The sequence below is a fragment of the Streptomyces sp. NPDC033177 genome, from assembly GCF_055577715.1.
In genome coordinates this window covers 1,268,871-1,283,544 of record NZ_JBVIPS010000001.1, presented here as the reverse complement: position 1 = coordinate 1,283,544, position 14,674 = coordinate 1,268,871, and the positions used below count along the sequence as shown (strand labels likewise).

The 14,674-nt window shown below is 70.7% G+C and carries 16 protein-coding genes; 9 read left to right on the top strand and 7 right to left on the bottom strand.

Annotation, left to right across the window (positions count from 1 at the left end):
• Nucleotides 1-50 precede the first annotated feature (50 nt).
• Both ACZ5U5_RS05830 and ACZ5U5_RS05825 read left to right on the top strand, forming a co-directional pair.
• Complete coding sequence (locus tag ACZ5U5_RS05830; RefSeq protein ID WP_469016708.1) at nt 51-1,319, top strand: FAD-dependent monooxygenase; 1,269 nt, start codon at nt 51-53, stop codon at nt 1,317-1,319.
• Between the two features lie 28 nt (nt 1,320-1,347).
• Nucleotides 1,348-2,253, top strand: coding sequence for a Gfo/Idh/MocA family protein (locus ACZ5U5_RS05825; protein ID WP_469016706.1), 906 nt, complete (start codon nt 1,348-1,350; stop codon nt 2,251-2,253).
• Here ACZ5U5_RS05825 and lnt read toward each other — a convergent pair.
• Together lnt and ACZ5U5_RS05815 are read right to left on the bottom strand one after the other, a co-directional pair.
• Nucleotides 2,177-3,877 (bottom strand): apolipoprotein N-acyltransferase, encoded by a 1,701-nt coding sequence (lnt, locus tag ACZ5U5_RS05820; protein ID WP_469016703.1) that lies wholly within the window; start codon nt 3,875-3,877, stop codon nt 2,177-2,179. The two genes, ACZ5U5_RS05825 and lnt, sit on opposite strands and share 77 nt — an antisense overlap.
• A gap of 141 nt (nt 3,878-4,018) precedes the next feature.
• Nucleotides 4,019-4,546, bottom strand: coding sequence for a nuclear transport factor 2 family protein (locus tag ACZ5U5_RS05815; protein WP_469016701.1), 528 nt, complete (start codon nt 4,544-4,546; stop codon nt 4,019-4,021).
• A gap of 357 nt (nt 4,547-4,903) precedes the next feature.
• On the opposite strand from ACZ5U5_RS05815, the gene ACZ5U5_RS05810 reads away from it, so the two are divergent.
• Entirely contained in the window at nt 4,904-5,515 is a 612-nt protein-coding gene (locus tag ACZ5U5_RS05810; protein ID WP_469016698.1) for an HAD family hydrolase, read from the top strand.
• 48 nt (nt 5,516-5,563) lie between these two features.
• Here the strand turns inward: ACZ5U5_RS05810 and ACZ5U5_RS05805 are convergent, their stop codons facing one another.
• A complete protein-coding gene (locus tag ACZ5U5_RS05805; protein ID WP_469016696.1) occupies nt 5,564-5,743 on the bottom strand; it encodes a hypothetical protein in 180 nt (59 codons plus the stop codon).
• A gap of 248 nt (nt 5,744-5,991) precedes the next feature.
• Between ACZ5U5_RS05805 and ACZ5U5_RS05800 the strand changes: the two genes are divergently transcribed.
• Nucleotides 5,992-6,813 carry a mechanosensitive ion channel family protein gene (locus tag ACZ5U5_RS05800; RefSeq protein ID WP_469016693.1) on the top strand — a complete coding sequence of 274 codons (822 nt, stop codon included), beginning with the start codon at nt 5,992-5,994 and terminating at the stop codon, nt 6,811-6,813.
• Nucleotides 6,814-6,866: 53 nt separating this feature from the next.
• On the opposite strand, the gene ACZ5U5_RS05795 is transcribed toward ACZ5U5_RS05800, so the two are convergent.
• Nucleotides 6,867-7,181 carry a DUF6401 family natural product biosynthesis protein gene (locus tag ACZ5U5_RS05795; RefSeq protein ID WP_469016691.1) on the bottom strand — a complete coding sequence of 105 codons (315 nt, stop codon included), beginning with the start codon at nt 7,179-7,181 and terminating at the stop codon, nt 6,867-6,869.
• Between the two features lie 57 nt (nt 7,182-7,238).
• Entirely contained in the window at nt 7,239-7,814 is a 576-nt protein-coding gene (locus tag ACZ5U5_RS05790; protein WP_469016688.1) for a DoxX family protein, read from the bottom strand.
• Between the two features lie 228 nt (nt 7,815-8,042).
• On the opposite strand from ACZ5U5_RS05790, the gene ACZ5U5_RS05785 reads away from it, so the two are divergent.
• Together ACZ5U5_RS05785 and ACZ5U5_RS05780 are read left to right on the top strand one after the other, a co-directional pair.
• Nucleotides 8,043-8,603, top strand: coding sequence for a hypothetical protein (locus tag ACZ5U5_RS05785; protein ID WP_469016686.1), 561 nt, complete (start codon nt 8,043-8,045; stop codon nt 8,601-8,603).
• A 191-nt stretch (nt 8,604-8,794) separates the two neighbouring features.
• Nucleotides 8,795-9,337, top strand: a complete 543-nt coding sequence (locus ACZ5U5_RS05780; protein ID WP_469016684.1) for a hypothetical protein — start codon at nt 8,795-8,797, stop codon at nt 9,335-9,337.
• A 198-nt stretch (nt 9,338-9,535) separates the two neighbouring features.
• Here ACZ5U5_RS05780 and ACZ5U5_RS05775 read toward each other — a convergent pair whose 3' ends face one another.
• Together ACZ5U5_RS05775 and ACZ5U5_RS05770 are read right to left on the bottom strand one after the other, a co-directional pair.
• Complete coding sequence (locus ACZ5U5_RS05775; protein ID WP_469016681.1) at nt 9,536-10,411, bottom strand: undecaprenyl-diphosphate phosphatase; 876 nt, start codon at nt 10,409-10,411, stop codon at nt 9,536-9,538.
• 170 nt (nt 10,412-10,581) lie between these two features.
• A complete protein-coding gene (locus ACZ5U5_RS05770) occupies nt 10,582-11,286 on the bottom strand; it encodes a TVP38/TMEM64 family protein (RefSeq protein WP_469016679.1) in 705 nt (234 codons plus the stop codon).
• A 77-nt stretch (nt 11,287-11,363) separates the two neighbouring features.
• On the opposite strand from ACZ5U5_RS05770, the gene ACZ5U5_RS05765 reads away from it, so the two are divergent.
• The 3 genes from ACZ5U5_RS05765 to ACZ5U5_RS05755 all read left to right on the top strand — a co-directional run bounded on the left by ACZ5U5_RS05765 (nt 11,364) and on the right by ACZ5U5_RS05755 (nt 14,498).
• A complete protein-coding gene (locus ACZ5U5_RS05765) occupies nt 11,364-12,062 on the top strand; it encodes a DNA alkylation repair protein (RefSeq protein WP_469016676.1) in 699 nt (232 codons plus the stop codon).
• Between the two features lie 342 nt (nt 12,063-12,404).
• Nucleotides 12,405-13,574 carry an elongation factor Tu gene (gene tuf, locus ACZ5U5_RS05760; protein ID WP_469016674.1) on the top strand — a complete coding sequence of 390 codons (1,170 nt, stop codon included), beginning with the start codon at nt 12,405-12,407 and terminating at the stop codon, nt 13,572-13,574.
• 132 nt (nt 13,575-13,706) lie between these two features.
• On the top strand, nt 13,707-14,498 hold the full coding sequence (locus ACZ5U5_RS05755) for a spermidine synthase (RefSeq protein WP_469016996.1): 792 nt from the start codon (nt 13,707-13,709) through the stop codon (nt 14,496-14,498).
• The last annotated feature ends 176 nt before the right edge of the window (nt 14,499-14,674 follow it).

The window sequence follows — 14,674 nt, the reverse complement described above, 5'->3', positions numbered from 1 at the left end:
CTACAGATGTAGTGGCGCGGTACGTGAGCTCGAGCAGGAGGAGCAGACCCATGGCACAGCCCCAACGGCCCCAGCAACCCCAGCGGCACCTTCGCCCGCACCAGCCCTCCCGGCGTCCCAAGCCCCACGCCGTCATCATCGGCGGAGGCATCGGTGGCCTCACCTCCGCCATCGCCCTGCACCTGTCGGGCTGGCAGGTCTCCGTCCTGGAAAGGGCCGCCACCCTGGAGCCCGTCGGTTCCGGAATCGGGCTGGCCCCCAACTCCCAGCGCGCCCTGGACGTCCTGGGGCTCGGCGACCAGGTCCGCGCTCTCGCGGCCTGGGAGGGCGACGGTGGTCTGCGCGCGCAGAACGGGCGCTGGCTCGTGCGGACGTCCGCGGCGGCGACCGCCGCGGAGTTCGGCGGCGCGCTGGTCCTCGTGCATCGCGCCACCCTCGTCGAGCTGCTCGTCACCGCGCTGCCCGCGGACGCCCTGCGCACCGGGGTGCGGGCCGAGCTCACCGATCCGGGGTCGCAGGACCGCAGGGCCGTCGTCCGTACCGACGACGGGGACACCATCGAGGCGGACCTCGTGGTCGGCGCCGACGGCATCAACTCGGCCGTGCGAACGGCCCTGTTCCCGGCCCACCCGCAGCCGACGTACGCCGGATTCACCGCCTGGCGCCTGGTGGTCCCCGCTCCCGGCGGCCACCGCTTCGAACCGCACGAGACCTGGGGCCACGGTGGTGTCTGGGGCACCCATCCGCTCAAGGACGGCAGGATCTACGCGTACGCCACCGCCGCCGTCCCCGATGGCGGCCACAGCCCCGACGGCGAGAAGGCCGAGATGGCGCGCCGCTTTGCCGCCTGGCACGACCCGATCCCCGAGATCATCGCCGCCGCGCGCCCCGAGGACATCCTGCGCAACGATGTGCGCCACATGAGTACGCCCCTCGCGCACTACCACCGGGGCAGGGTCGCCCTCATCGGGGACGCCGCGCACGCCATGGCGCCCACGTTGGCCCAGGGCGGCAACCAGGCCATCGAGGACGCCGTCGTCCTGGCCCACCACGCGGACCCGGGAGGCGACCTGGCCGCCGGCCTCGCCCGCTACAGCGCGGTGCGGGTGCCGCGCACCACTGCGATCGTCCGGCAGGCGGCGCGCGCGGCCCGCATGAACCACCTGACGAGCGCCCCGCTCATCGCCGTACGCAACGCAGGCATCGCCGCCGCCGGGCGCCTCGGCCCGAACCTGATCCTGCGGAGCTTCGCCTCCATCGCCGACTGGCGGCCGCCGCAGCAGCCGTATGCTGCGGGAGCGGAACTCGCACAGAGCTGAAGCGGTAGCGGAGACAAAGGGGACAGTGGTGAAGGTCGGCTGTATCGGACTTGGTGACATCGCGCGGAAGGCGTACCTTCCCGTGCTCACCACCCTGCCCGGGGTCGAGCTGCACCTGCAGACGCGCACGCCCGCGACCCTGGCCCGCGTCGCGGGCACCCACCACATCCCCGACGAGCGCTGCCACACCGACCTGGACGCGCTGCTCGCCCAGGGCATCGACGCCGCCTTCGTGCACGCCTCGACCGCCGCTCACCCGGAGATCGTGACGCGGCTGCTCGAAGCGGGCGTGGCCACCTACGTCGACAAGCCCCTGGCGTACGAACTCGCCGACTCCCAGCGGCTCGTGCGCCTCGCCGAGGAGCGCGGGGTCAGCCTTGCCGTCGGCTTCAACCGCCGCTTCGCGCCCGGCTACGCGCAGTGCGTCGAGCACCCGCGCGAGCTGATCCTGATGCAGAAGAACCGCGTCGGTCTGCCCGAGGACGTGCGCACGCTCGTCCTGGACGACTTCATCCACGTCGTGGACACCCTGCGCTTCCTGGCCCCGGGGCCGATCGACCACGTCAGCGTGCGCGCCCGCGTCCAGGACGGGCTCATGGAGCATGTCGTGCTGCAGCTCGCGGGGGACGGGTTCACCGCGCTCGGCGTGATGAACCGGCTGAGCGGTTCCACCGAGGAGATCCTCGAGGTCTCCGGTCAGGACACCAAGCGTCAGGTGATCAACCTCGCCGAGGTCGTCGACCACAAGGGCCAGCCCAGCGTGCGGCGGCGCGGCGACTGGGTGCCGGTGGCCCGGCAGCGCGGCATCGAGCAGGTGGTGCTCGCCTTCCTCGACGCCGTGCGCGCGGGCAAGGTGCTCAGCGCCCGGGACGCGCTGGGGACCCATGAGCTGTGCGAGCGTGTGGTCCGTGCGGCTCAGGAGCAGGCCGCCTGAGGTGACCCTTCGCGGGCCTTCGCAGGGACCGCAGGCCCTCCGCCGCGCACAGCACCGCGAGTACGGCGAGGGCCGTGTGCACGGGCCAGTCGCCCAGCCTGACGTACGGCGTGACGCCCTCGGCCAGCGGAACGTCGTACGTCGACGTGGCGCTCGCCGAGGTGCCGAGCGGCGCTCCGACCCGCTCGCCGCCCGCGCCGTACACCGCGGAGACGCCGGTGAGCGTGGCGTGCACCATGGGGCGGCCGGTCTCGGCGGAGCGCACCGCGGCGAGCGAGGCGTGCTGCTCGGGCGCCCAACTGGACTGGAACGTCGAGGTGGACGACTGCGCGAGCAGCAACTGGGCGCCCTCACGCGTCAGATGCCGGCTCATGTCGGGGAACGCCGATTCGAAGCACACCAGCGGGCCGACCTTCAGGCCGCCTCCCACGTCCATCACCACCGGACGCTCGCCGCGCCTGCGGTCCTCGCCCGCCGCCTTGCCCACGGATGTCGCCCAGCCGAGAAGCGAGCGGGCGGGGATGTACTCGCCGAAGGGGACGAGCCGCATCTTGTCGTAGCGGTCGCCGGTCGGTCCCTCGGGGCCCACGAGGACGGAGCTCTTGAAGATGCCGGGCCGGTCGGAGCGGCGGGCGTCCACGTTCACCAGAATGTCGGCGCCGACCTCCCGGGACAGCGCGGCTATCCGCCGGGCGACGTCGGGGCGCTCCGCGAGGTCGTACCCGACGCTGCTCTCGCCCCAGACCACGAGGTCCAGATCCTGCCCCGCCAGGCCGCGGGTCAGCGCCTCCTCGCGTGCGAGCCGCTTGTCGGTGCTGCCCACCCCATTGATGACGCCCGGCTGGACGACTGCCACGTGCATCCGGCCCGAGGCTTCGGGTCGCGGCGCCCACGCCCAGGCGGTGGTGGTCACGGCGGCCACGGCCACGAGACCGGCGGTGGCGGGGATGGCCCTGGCGGCGGGGGTGCGGGCCGTTTTCGACGGGCGTACGGCGTGGGCGGGGGCAAGCGCCGGGACGAGCGCCGCAACGAGCGCCGCGACGGCGGTGTTCACGGCCACGAGCAGGGCGCTGACCAGCCACACCCCGCCCACCGACATCAGGCGCAGGGCGGGCTCGACCTGCCACTGACTGGAGCCGAGCAGCCCCCACGGGCCGCCGAGCCCCTCCCACGACCTGACCAGCTCCACCATCAGCCAGCCGGACGGCAGGACGACCAGCGCGGCCGCGGTCCGCCCCGGTGTGAGCACCCCGCCCAACAGACGCCGCACGAGCCAGCCCCACGGCGCCCACAGCAGGCCGAGGAGCGCGGCGATGACGAGGGTGAACACATGGAGGCTCGGCAGCAGCCAGTGATGCACCGCCACCATGAACCCGAGGCCGCCGAGCCAGCCGTCGATCGCCGCCCTGCGCCCGGTCCCCGCCGAGCGCGCCAGCAGGATCCAGGGCACGAGCGCTACGTAGGCGAACCACCACAACGACGGTGCGGGGAAGGCGAGGGCCGGCAGTGCGCCGGCGGCCACGGCGATGGCGCCCCGCCAACGGGCCGACGCGAGCAGCCCCGCCGCCGAAGCGGCCGTGAGGCGTGGTCGCCGCGGGTCCCGGTCGTCGCGGAGTGGTTCCATGCAGCGCCTCCCTCGGTCCCCGACGCCCGGTCGTCCCTCCAGTGTGCGCGCCCCGGACGATCTAGGACAGTGCGCCTGCCACGCGCTTTCCCGATCGTTTCCCGACCCTTCACCCGGCCGTCTCCCGGCCGGCCCGCCCTCCTAACCGGACGGGCGGCTCACGGGCCGCTCCTTCACCTGGCGCCACTTCTCTTGCACGGTGACCTGACTCAGCCGCCAGCCCTGCTCCGTACGCAGGGCCGTGAAGGCGTAGCGGCCGCCGCATACGAAGTCCGGCGCGGAGGCTTCCGCGCCGCCCTCGCGCTTGTCCCCGGCCTCGCCCTCGTGCCCGGCCTCGCCCGAGGTGAAGCGCATGGGGTTCACGTAGTCGGCCTGGACCTGCGCGACGTCACCGATGTCCTGGTCGAGTGTCCCGAACCGAAGCCTCCGGTTGACGATCAGATGCTGCCGCATCGGGAAGAGCCGCATCGTCCCGGCCAGCCATACGGCCACCTCCGCGGCGCTCGCGTCGACACCGCCCGCCGAGCTGTAGTCGGCGCGGCCGTCCGGGGTGAAGAGCCGCTGGTAGGCGTCCCAGTCGCCGTCGTCGACGGTCACTGCGTACTCGGTGATGAGGGAGTCGATGGCCAACCGGTCCATCACGGCGGCGAGTTCCACGCGCTGCGTCATCGGGTCAGTGTTGGGCACGGGGGGAGCTCAGCCAAGAGGCGTGCCGGAACGCATGCCGGAACGCATGCCGGAACGCGGCGCGTGTGGTGCGATCGGAGGGGGGGGCGATGCGCGGCCAACTGCCCTACTATGCACGGCAGTTCACTCTGCGTTCCATGTCCGTCAAGCAAGCAGGGACACTCCGAGCTGGGAGATCAGGTGAAGAACGAGCAGCGCATCGCGTCGTACAAACGGCAGGGCAAGCGCAAGGAACTGACGGGGCGGCAGAAGCGCCGCGTGGCGAGGAAGGCGCGCCAGGGCAAGGGCTGACGCGGCAGCCGTTGACGGCGGGGGCGTGCCGCGGCGAAAGTACGGCACATGAGCCCGCACGCCCGCGGCGTACTGATCGACGTCGGCGGTGTGCTCGTCCGCGAGTACCTGCCCGCCGTCGCGGCGGCCTGGGGAAGACGGCTCGGCCTCACGCCCACCGCCTTTATGGCCGCCCTGTACGAGGGGAACGATTCCGGTGTCCTCATCGGCCGCGTCAGCGAGGACGCCTGGTGGGAGACCGTGCGGGGGCGGCTGCGCACGGAACCGGATGTGATCGCCGAGCTGCGCCGGGACCTGGCGGCCAGGGAGGGCTGGGACGAGGAGCTCGTGACGTGCCTGCGCGGCCTGCGGAAGCAGGGCGTCCGCACGGCCGTGGTCAGCAATACCTGGCCCGGTCTGCGCGAGCGGATGTCGGACGGTGGTCTGACGGACGTCGCCGACCGCCTCATCCTGTCCTGCGAGGTCGGATGCGCCAAACCTGACCGGCGGATCTACGAGATCGCCTTGCGGCTGCTCGCCGTCGAGCCTGCGCGGGCGCTGTTCATCGACGACACCTCCGGCAATGTCGCGGCGGCGCGGGCGCTGGGGACGGCAGGTCACGTACACACCGGGACGGCGCAAACCCTCGCTCGCATAAGGGAGTTCACGTCTCAGAGGTGAGGACCTGGAGCGAGGGCTTGAGCTGAGGGTCTGCGGTGCGGACCTGCGCTAGGCCGCCTTGACGACTTCTTCGCGTACGGCAGCAGCCCATTCGGTCACCAACTGTTCGTACTCGCGGCGCTGTTCGGCCGAGAGACGTCCGCCGGCGCGCATCCACAGGCCGCGGATCCGCTCGTTCAGTTCCGCGGCAGACCGTGCGGAACCAAGGGGATGAGGGGTTAAGGGCATGGGTCAAGCCTAGGGGATGCCTACGACAATCGGAACTCTCAGCTACCGTTCACCTCCTCCAAGTGAGCGGTCGCACAGCGAAGCGGCCCGTCGCACGCCGTCACCCGTACGGCGCATCACCGCACCGCCCCCGGCCGTGGGCCCTGATATCCAGGGGAGAAGGGACGCGCCGGAAGCCGCGCGCCGTGGGGGATTCATCGCCCCGACGCCATCGTGGCGGCCGGGGCCCACCGAGTGGAGGACCACTCATGTCCCAGTACATAAGTCTCTCCGTGGACTTCACCCAAGGGCTCGACGACGCCTGGTCGAAGGTCGCTCAGTTCGTGCCGAAGCTGATCGGCTTCCTGGTCGTCCTGGTCATCGGCTGGTTCGTGTCGAAGATGATCGCGCGGGTCCTCGACCGGGTCCTGCGCAAGGTCGGCTCGGAGAAGCTCGCCGAACGCGCGGGCGCGTCCCGCATGCTGGCGAACTCCAAGTACGACACGACGGGGATCGTCTGCAAGGTCATCTACTTCGCCCTGCTCCTGATCACTCTGCAGCTGGGCTTCGGCGTCTTCGGCAGCAACCCGGTCTCCACGATGCTCGACGGCATCGTCTCCTGGATCCCGCGCGGCGTCGTCGCCATCGTGCTGATGGTCGTCGCCATGGCGGTCGCCAACATCGTGCGTGACATCGTCACCAGCGCCCTGTCCTCGATGTCGTACGGGAAGACCGTCGGCACGATCGCGTGGGCCTGCATCGTCGCCCTCGGTGTGTTCGCGGCCCTCGGTCAGGCGGGCATCGCCACCGCGGTCACCCAGCCGGTCCTGTACGCGGCGCTCGCGGCCGGTGCCGGAATCCTGATCGTCGGCGTGGGCGGTGGCCTCATCGGCCCGATGCGGCAGCGCTGGGAGCGCTGGCTGGACACGGCTGAGCAGGAGACGGTCAAGGCGCGCGGCAGCGTCAGCGCCTACCAGGCGGGACGTCAGGACGCGATGACCAACCAGCCCGCGCGGGAGCGCACGCGTCCCGGCATGGGCACGGACACGGGCAGCCACCTGCGTGACGACGACATGCGAGACGGCATGTGACCGTTCCGGGTCCCAGGGCAGTCCGTCTCTAGTCGGTCTCTCCTTGGACTGCCTCAGGCCCCGGACGACTCCGGCACCAGGTCGTGCCGCCGCACCAGCCAGGAGATGGCGGTGAGGCGGCACACCGCGTAGTCGTGGCCCACCGGCTCCCGCCAGTCGTTCTCGGACAGCGCGTCGAGGAACCCCAGGGCGTAGTCCGAGAGGATCTCCGGGTCCGGCGCCGGCGGCACGAGCCCGGCCCCGCCCATCTCAAGCCGGTCCCGCAGCTCGGCCACGTGCTGGTCCACGGCGGCCGTGAAACCGGGCTCGAAGGCGAACTCGGCGAAGCGCGGGGCGTACGAGGCGCTGATGCGGGCGAGGGGCGACATTCCTTCACCGTATGGCGGCCAAACCCTCCTGAAGAGGGTCTTTCGGCATGCCATTGGTCACAACGACCCGGCCACCTTGTTCAGCGCGCCCCTGGCATCGCGCCCGGCGTTGCGCGCGGCCCGCCGTCCGGACTCCGCCGCGGTACGGCCGTGATGGGCCCCGGACTTCACGGCGGAGCGGCCGCGGGTGGCGCCGGACTTGGCGGCGCTACGGCCGCGGTAGGCCATGGAGGGCTTGCCGTGTGTGTCGGCCGCCGCGATCAGCAGACCACCGAGCAGCGAGAGGTTCTTGATGAACTGAGTGCGCTGAGCGGCTCGACGCTCGGGGTCCTCCTCCTTCCACCAGGCGTGCCCGGCCAGCGTCGTGGGCACGAGGGATCCGGCCAGCGCGAGCGCGGCGAAGCGCGGCACCCGCCCGGTGGCCAGCATCACACCGGCACCGACCTGCACCGCACCATTGATGCGGACCAGGGTTTCGGGGTCCTGCGGCAGCCGGGGGATCTTGGAGCCCAGCGGAACCGCGACAGGCTCCGCCGCGGGGGCCACGCGCTTGGGGTTCCGGAGGGTACTGAAACCTCCCGACAGGAAGACCGAGGCGAGCAAGGGGCGTGCGCATTTCCTGAGAACAGCCATGCCATCCGGCTTCCCCCGATACGGGCCCTCAGTCAGCGCCAGGCACTACCCTGCCGACTCTCCCGCGTGCGGGCTACGGATCAGCTCCCCGAGCAGCACAGGCCCGGCGCCCGAGCCCCGCACCCGACGCGGCGGGGCCTCCTTCTGTCACAACCCAGACACTTCGCCTTCGCGGCCCCCACATATGCCCCCATCATGCGCAGACAGAGCACAACCGCAGGGGGAACGATGAGCACCACCACGCCGCCACCACAGCCCGAACTTCCGCCGCAGCAACCCGCACCGACGGCGAAGAGACGCGGTAGCAACGCGATCATCGTCGGAGCTGCCGCCACGATCATCGTCGCCATCGTCGGGACCGGGATTTTCGTAGTGCAGTCCCGGGACGACGACAGCAAGCCGGCCGCCACCGCGTCGAGCCCCGCAAGCGAGGATGCGGAGACCGCTCTGGCAGAGGAGGCAGACGCGGAGCCGACGTACGGGACGCCGGACATCGACGACTTCACGATGACGCTGCGCACCACGGAGCGGCAGTGCTTCGGCTCAGCGGGCTGCAATCTGACGGTTGAGCCCAGCCTGTCGTACGTCGGCCCGAGTGAGAACCTCGATCCTGACGCCGTGTACGAGATCACCTACGAGATCTCTGGTGACGAATCCGGGCCGGTCATTGAGACGGGCGAGTTGTCGGAGGGGAAGACTCTCGACTACACGCAGACCATGCTCAGCACGGCGTCGTCGAGCGCGAAGGTGTCTGTGAAGATCACCGACATCGTGGAGCAGGGGGTGTAACGCGAAGCGGCCCCGCCCGGTGCTTCCGGGCGGGGCCGCGTCATGCGGGCCGAACGTCGTAGTTGCACGTTCATCGATCAGGCCTTTGCGTGACTTCCACCCATTCGTGTCACGCCACCGCGATATGGCCTCCGCAGAAGTTGCGCCGAGCGCATGATGCTCCCCTCATCGCAGAGTCCCAGGGGGGAATCATGAGTCAACCGCAGCAATCGCCCGGATGGGGAGCAGATCCCCAGTCGCCCTCCCAGCCGCGCCCCCCGAAGAAGTCCAAGACCGGGAAGACCCTCGGCTTCGGCTGCCTCGGTGTCGTCGCTCTCATCGTCGTGATCGCTGCCATCGGCGCAGCTGCCGGAGGCGATTCCACCGACGGGGCCGGCAACGACAAAGCCGCGACGACCAACGACAAGCCCAAGTCCGGTGACGTCAAGAAGAACCCGCCCGCCGAGGACGAGGTAAGCCAGGCAGACCAGTTCAAGGCATGCGTCGCCAAGGGCGGCAGCGCGAGCGAGAAGGCAGCTGCCAAGCACGTCACCAAGGTCACAGGCGCGGACAAGAACAACGACGTCCTTGACGCGGCCGAAGTGTTCACGGACTTCACCGGCGGGATCGTGGGGCCGCATGCGTCGGACGGGAAGCTCATTGCGAGTGCGTTCGGCTCTTGCTATGACTCGGAGAACGGCCTGGTGACCGTCTACGACAGGAGCGGAGAGGTCCTGTCGAACGGAAACTACTGAACGAGATGCGCTGAACCGGCCCGGTCTCTCCCGTGGGAGACCGGGCCTTCGCATGCTCGCAGGGCGGCCCGAGAACGTTTGCGGCTCGTGGCGTCCAACGGGTCGGGCCGTGACACCGTTCCGGTGTACCTGGTTCCCCCGCTCCTACCGACCCTGCACGGCTCAGCCCGCCCACCGACTGGGCGTCCAGAGTGCCGATCACCCGCCTGATTCACCCGCGTGCGGACTCAGCACGCCCATCCCGACCAGCACGAACAGCACGATGCCGAGAAGGATCCGGTAGTAGACGAACGGCATGAAGCTCTTGGTGGTGATGAACTTCATGAACCACGCGATGACGGCATAGCCGACGACGAACGCGACGATCGTCGCGAAGATCGTCGGGCCCCAGGACACATGGCCGCCCTCGCTCGCGTCCTTGAGCTCGAAGACGCCGGAGGCGAGGACCGCCGGGATGGCGAGCAGGAACGAGTAGCGGGCCGCGGCCTCGCGGGTGTAGCCCATGAGCAGGCCGCCGCTGATGGTGGCGCCGGAGCGGGAGACGCCCGGGATCAGGGCCATCGCCTGGCACATGCCGAAGATCAGGCCGTCGCGGACGCCCAGTTCCCGCAGGCTCTTGCGCTCCTTGACGGCGCGATGCTTCCCGCCGGCCTCGTCGCGGGCCGCCAGGCGGTCGGCGATGCCGAGGACGATGCCCATCACGATCAGCGTCGTGGCGATGAGCCGCAGGTCGCGGAACGGGCCCTCGATCTGGTCCTTGAACGTGACGCCGAGGACACCGATCGGGATCGAGCCGACGATGACGAGCCAGCCCATCTGCGCGTCGTGGTCCGAGCGTGGCACCTTGCCGACGAGGGAGCCGGACCACGCGGAGATGATCCGCGCGATGTCCTTGCGGAAGTAGATCAGCACGGCGGCCTCGGTGCCGATCTGAGTGATCGCGGTGAACGCGGCTCCCGGATCGTGCCAGCCCGCGAACGCCGCGGTCAGCCGCAGATGCGCGCTGGACGAGATCGGGAGGAACTCGGTCAGTCCCTGGACGAGCCCGAGGATGAAGGATTCAAGCCAAGACATGGAAACTGCGCCGTCCAAGTACGGATCATGGGCTGCGGGTGCGGTCATGTGATGGGACACGGGAGGTGTGCGGGCGAGGGGTGATCACTCCCCTGCCGTGGGGCAGCGTAGCGTCACTTGGTTACGAGACCGCCGGAGGGCCGCCGGCCGGCCCGCCGTCTGCCGGCGACCTACCGGCTTCGCAGGTGGTGGCGCTTGCACCACGCCACCACCGCGCCCGCGAGGCCCGTCACCGCGATGAAGCCCATCGCGACGAGGAACACGGGGGACGTCGGCGTCGACGCGCGGGCCCCCGCGATGACGTACGCGGCGGTGTTCGGGATCGACCCCAGGCCGGTGGCGAGCAGGAACGGCAGCCATCCCATGCGGGACACCGACGCGCAGTAGTTGGCCGCCGCGAACGGCACCCCGGGGAACAGCCGCGCCGCCAGCATCGACCGGAAGCCGTGCCTGCTCAACTGCCCGTCTGCCGCCTGCAACCAGCGTCCGCGGAGCAGTGGGCGCAGCGCGTCCTGCCCCAGCATCCTGCCGAGTCCGAAGGCGATCCCGGAGCCGAGGACCGTGCCCGCGATCGCCGCGACGAGGCCCGCCTGCGAACCGAACAGAGCGCCTGCCGCCAGATTGAGCAACGGACGTGGCACGAAGGCGGTGGTGCACAGGCCGTACGCGACGGCGAAGACCACGACAGCGGCGGCGCCGCCGAGTTGCGCGGGCCAGCCGTCGGACAGGATCCGTTGTGGCTCGAAGAGCAGGACACACGTTCCGGCGGCCGCGAGGAGCACCACCAGCAGCGACAGTCGCGACCACGGCGAGAACAGCACCCTGGTGCAGCGCTCGGCGAAGCCTTGCGTACGGACGGCGGCTGAGTCGAACATCCGGGGAGACTAACCGACAAATGTGTGTGATCGCCGTATGCGTCGTCTCACGGGCGTCACAGTTCTAGGGTGCGTCCATGAGCGTCACCGTCCCGACCAGCGACTTGGCCGACACCGTCATGGCACGGCTCACCGCCGCCTACACGGCGCCGGCCGATCCGGAGTGGGCCTCGCGGGCACAGGCGTACATAAGGAACGTCGCCCCCTTCCTCGGCCTGCCCACACCGTTGCGCCGCCAACTGTCCCGCACGGTGCTCGCCGGGCTCCCGCGCCCCGACGCGACCGACTGCGCGGCGATCGCGTTGCGCTGCTGGGAACTTCCGGAGCGCGAGTACGCGTACTTCGCCGTGGACTATTTGCGCCGCCACGTGACGCGCCTGCCGTCGGACTTCCTGCCGGTCGTGCGCCACCTCGTGACGACGGTCTCCTGGTGGGACACGGTCGACGCGCTCGCCGCGCATGTCGTGGGCGGTCTGGTCGCCGCCGACCCGGAACTCAGGACCGAGATGGACGCCTGGGTCGAGGACGAGGACCTGTGGGTGGCCCGCACCGCCCTCCTCCACCAGCTCCGGTACAAGGACGCCACCGACACGGAACGCCTCTTCGGCTACTGCGTACGCCAGTCGGGGCACCCCGACTTCTTCATCCGCAAGGCCATCGGCTGGTGCCTGCGGGAGTACGCGAAGACCGATCCGGACGCCGTACGCGGCTTCGTCGAGCGGGAGCGCGGGCGCCTCGCGCCGCTCTCGGTGCGCGAGGCCCTGAAGAACCTCTGAGCGCACCGGACTTCACGGGCCACTCCTGCCGCAGCCCCGTCGTACCCACGTCGTGATCGCGGCGAAAACCATTCGACGTACCCCTGCCCGTCGGCAATGATCTGCGACATGTTCCGGTACGCCTTTCACGCAGACACGTCCGCAGTCGCGGACGTCGCGAAGGCTGCCGTTTTCCTCTGCGCAGCATTTCCCGTCGACGGCGCCCGACGCTGACCCTCCCCGGACACTCCGGCGGACCCCATAGGGGGAGGGTCGGTCCGGCCCCGGGGTCCCCGTCCCGAGCGCGCACGCGATGACGTGCGCCGAGGACTTCAGCTTTCGAGTTCCGGAGAAGGAACCGCCATGTCCAAGACGGCTTACGTCCGCACGAAACCGCACCTCAACATCGGCACGATGGGCCACGTCGACCACGGCAAGACCACCCTCACCGCCGCGATCACCAAGGTCCTCAGCGAGCGCGGCACCGGCACGTTCGTGCCCTTCGACCGCATCGACCGCGCCCCCGAGGAGGCGCAGCGCGGCATCACCATCAACATCGCGCACGTCGAGTACGAGACCGACACCCGGCACTACGCGCACGTGGACATGCCGGGCCACGCCGACTACATCAAGAACATGGTCACCGGGGCCGCGCAGCTCGACGGGGCAATCCTCGTCGTCTCCGCGCTCGACGGGATCATGCCGCAGACCGCCGAGCACGTCTTGCTCGCCCGGCAGGTCGGCGTCGACCACGTCGTCGTCGCGCTCAACAAGGCCGACGCGGGCGACGAGGAGCTCATCGACCTCGTCGAGCTCGAGGTGCGCGACCTGCTCTCCGCGCACGGGTACGGGGGCGACTCCGTCCCCGTCGTACGGGTCTCGGGGCTGAAGGCGCTGGAGGGCGACCCGCGGTGGGCCGCCTCCATCGAGGCGCTGCTCGACGCGGTGGACACCTATGTGCCTATGCCCGAGCGGTACGTCGACGCGCCCTTTCTGCTGTCGGTGGAGAACGTGCTCACCATCACCGGACGCGGAACCGTCGTCACCGGAGCCGTCGAGCGCGGCACCGTGCGGATCGGTGACCGGGTGGAGGTGCTCGGCGCGGAGACGGAGACCGTCGTCACCGGCCTGGAGACCTTCGGCAAGCCCATGGAGTCCGCGCAGGCGGGCGACAACGTGGCGTTGCTCCTGCGTGGTGTGCCACGCGACGCCGTACGACGCGGGCACGTCGTCGCGGAGCCGGGCAGCGTCAGTCCGATCCGCCGCTTCACCGCGCAGGTGTACGTCCTCTCCACCAAGGAGGGCGGACGGTCGACGCCGATCGCGACCGGCTACCGGCCGCAGTTCTACGTCCGCACCGCGGACGTGGTCGGTGACGTCGACCTCGGCGAGGCCACCGTCGCCCGGCCCGGCGACACCGTGACCATGACGGTCGAGCTGGGCCGTGACATGCCCCTGGAGACGGGCCTCGGCTTCGCGATCCGGGAGGGCGGCCGCACCGTCGGCGCGGGCACGGTGACCGAGGTCGGCTGACGTCCGACGCCCGCCTCCCGCGGGGGATCCACCCCCGGGGGAGGCGGGCACAATGGAGCGGTGACTGAGGACGAACGCGCGGACGAGGCCATAGCCGTGATCAAGGATGTCGACCACGGCACCGCCAAGCTGATGCCGGACGTGGACCGGCCCCGCGCCTGGCTGCTCACGGTCGACGGAGCGCCCCAGTCGTACGTCGACCTGGACGCGCCCACCCACCTGGAGTTCGAGTACGCGCAGCGGCTCGCGCACGTCCTGGACACGGCCGCCGACCAGGACCGCCCCCTGGACGTGATCCACCTCGGCGGTGGCGCGCTCACCCTGCCCCGCTACGTCGCAGCGACCCGGCCCGGATCGCGGCAGGACGTGGTGGAGGCGGACCGGGGGCTGCTCGAACTGGTCACCGAGCGGCTGCCGTTGGGCGAGGGCTCCGGGATCACCGTGCACGGCGCGGACGCCCGGCAGTGGCTCGAGACCGCGGCTCCGGACAGCGCCGACGTACTCGTCGCCGATGTCTTCGGCGGCTCCCGGGTGCCCGCCCACCTGACGTCGGTGGCCTACGCGCGTGCCGCGGACCGCGTGCTGCGCTGGGGCGGCCTCTACGCGGCGAACCTCGCCGACGGGGCGCCGTTCGGCTTCCTGCGCTCCCAGCTCGCCACCTTCGCAGAGGTGTTCGGGCAGGTCGCGCTGATCGCCGAGCCGGCCGTGCTGCGCGGCCGCCGCTTCGGCAACGCGGTGCTCGTCGCCTCGCACGAGGCCATCGAGATCGAAGCCCTGGCCCGGCGTACGGCAGCCGACATCTTCCCGGCACGCGTCGAGCACGGGCTCGCACTGCGCCTGTTCACCGCCGACGCGAAGCCAGTACGGGACGAGGACGCGGTCGCTTCACCTGAGCCGCCGGGTGGGGCTTTCAGTATTGGGTGAGGGTCTGGCTGCGGGGGCCGGGGGAGCGACTGCCTTGGGAGCTCCTTCGTCGACGTGCGCCGCGTCAGATTGCCGGCATGCGTTAAGCACAGGTCCGCGCTGCGCCTGTTCACCGGTGAGGCGAAGCCAGTACGGGACGAGGAGGCTGTCGCTTCACCTGCGCTGCCGGGTGGGAC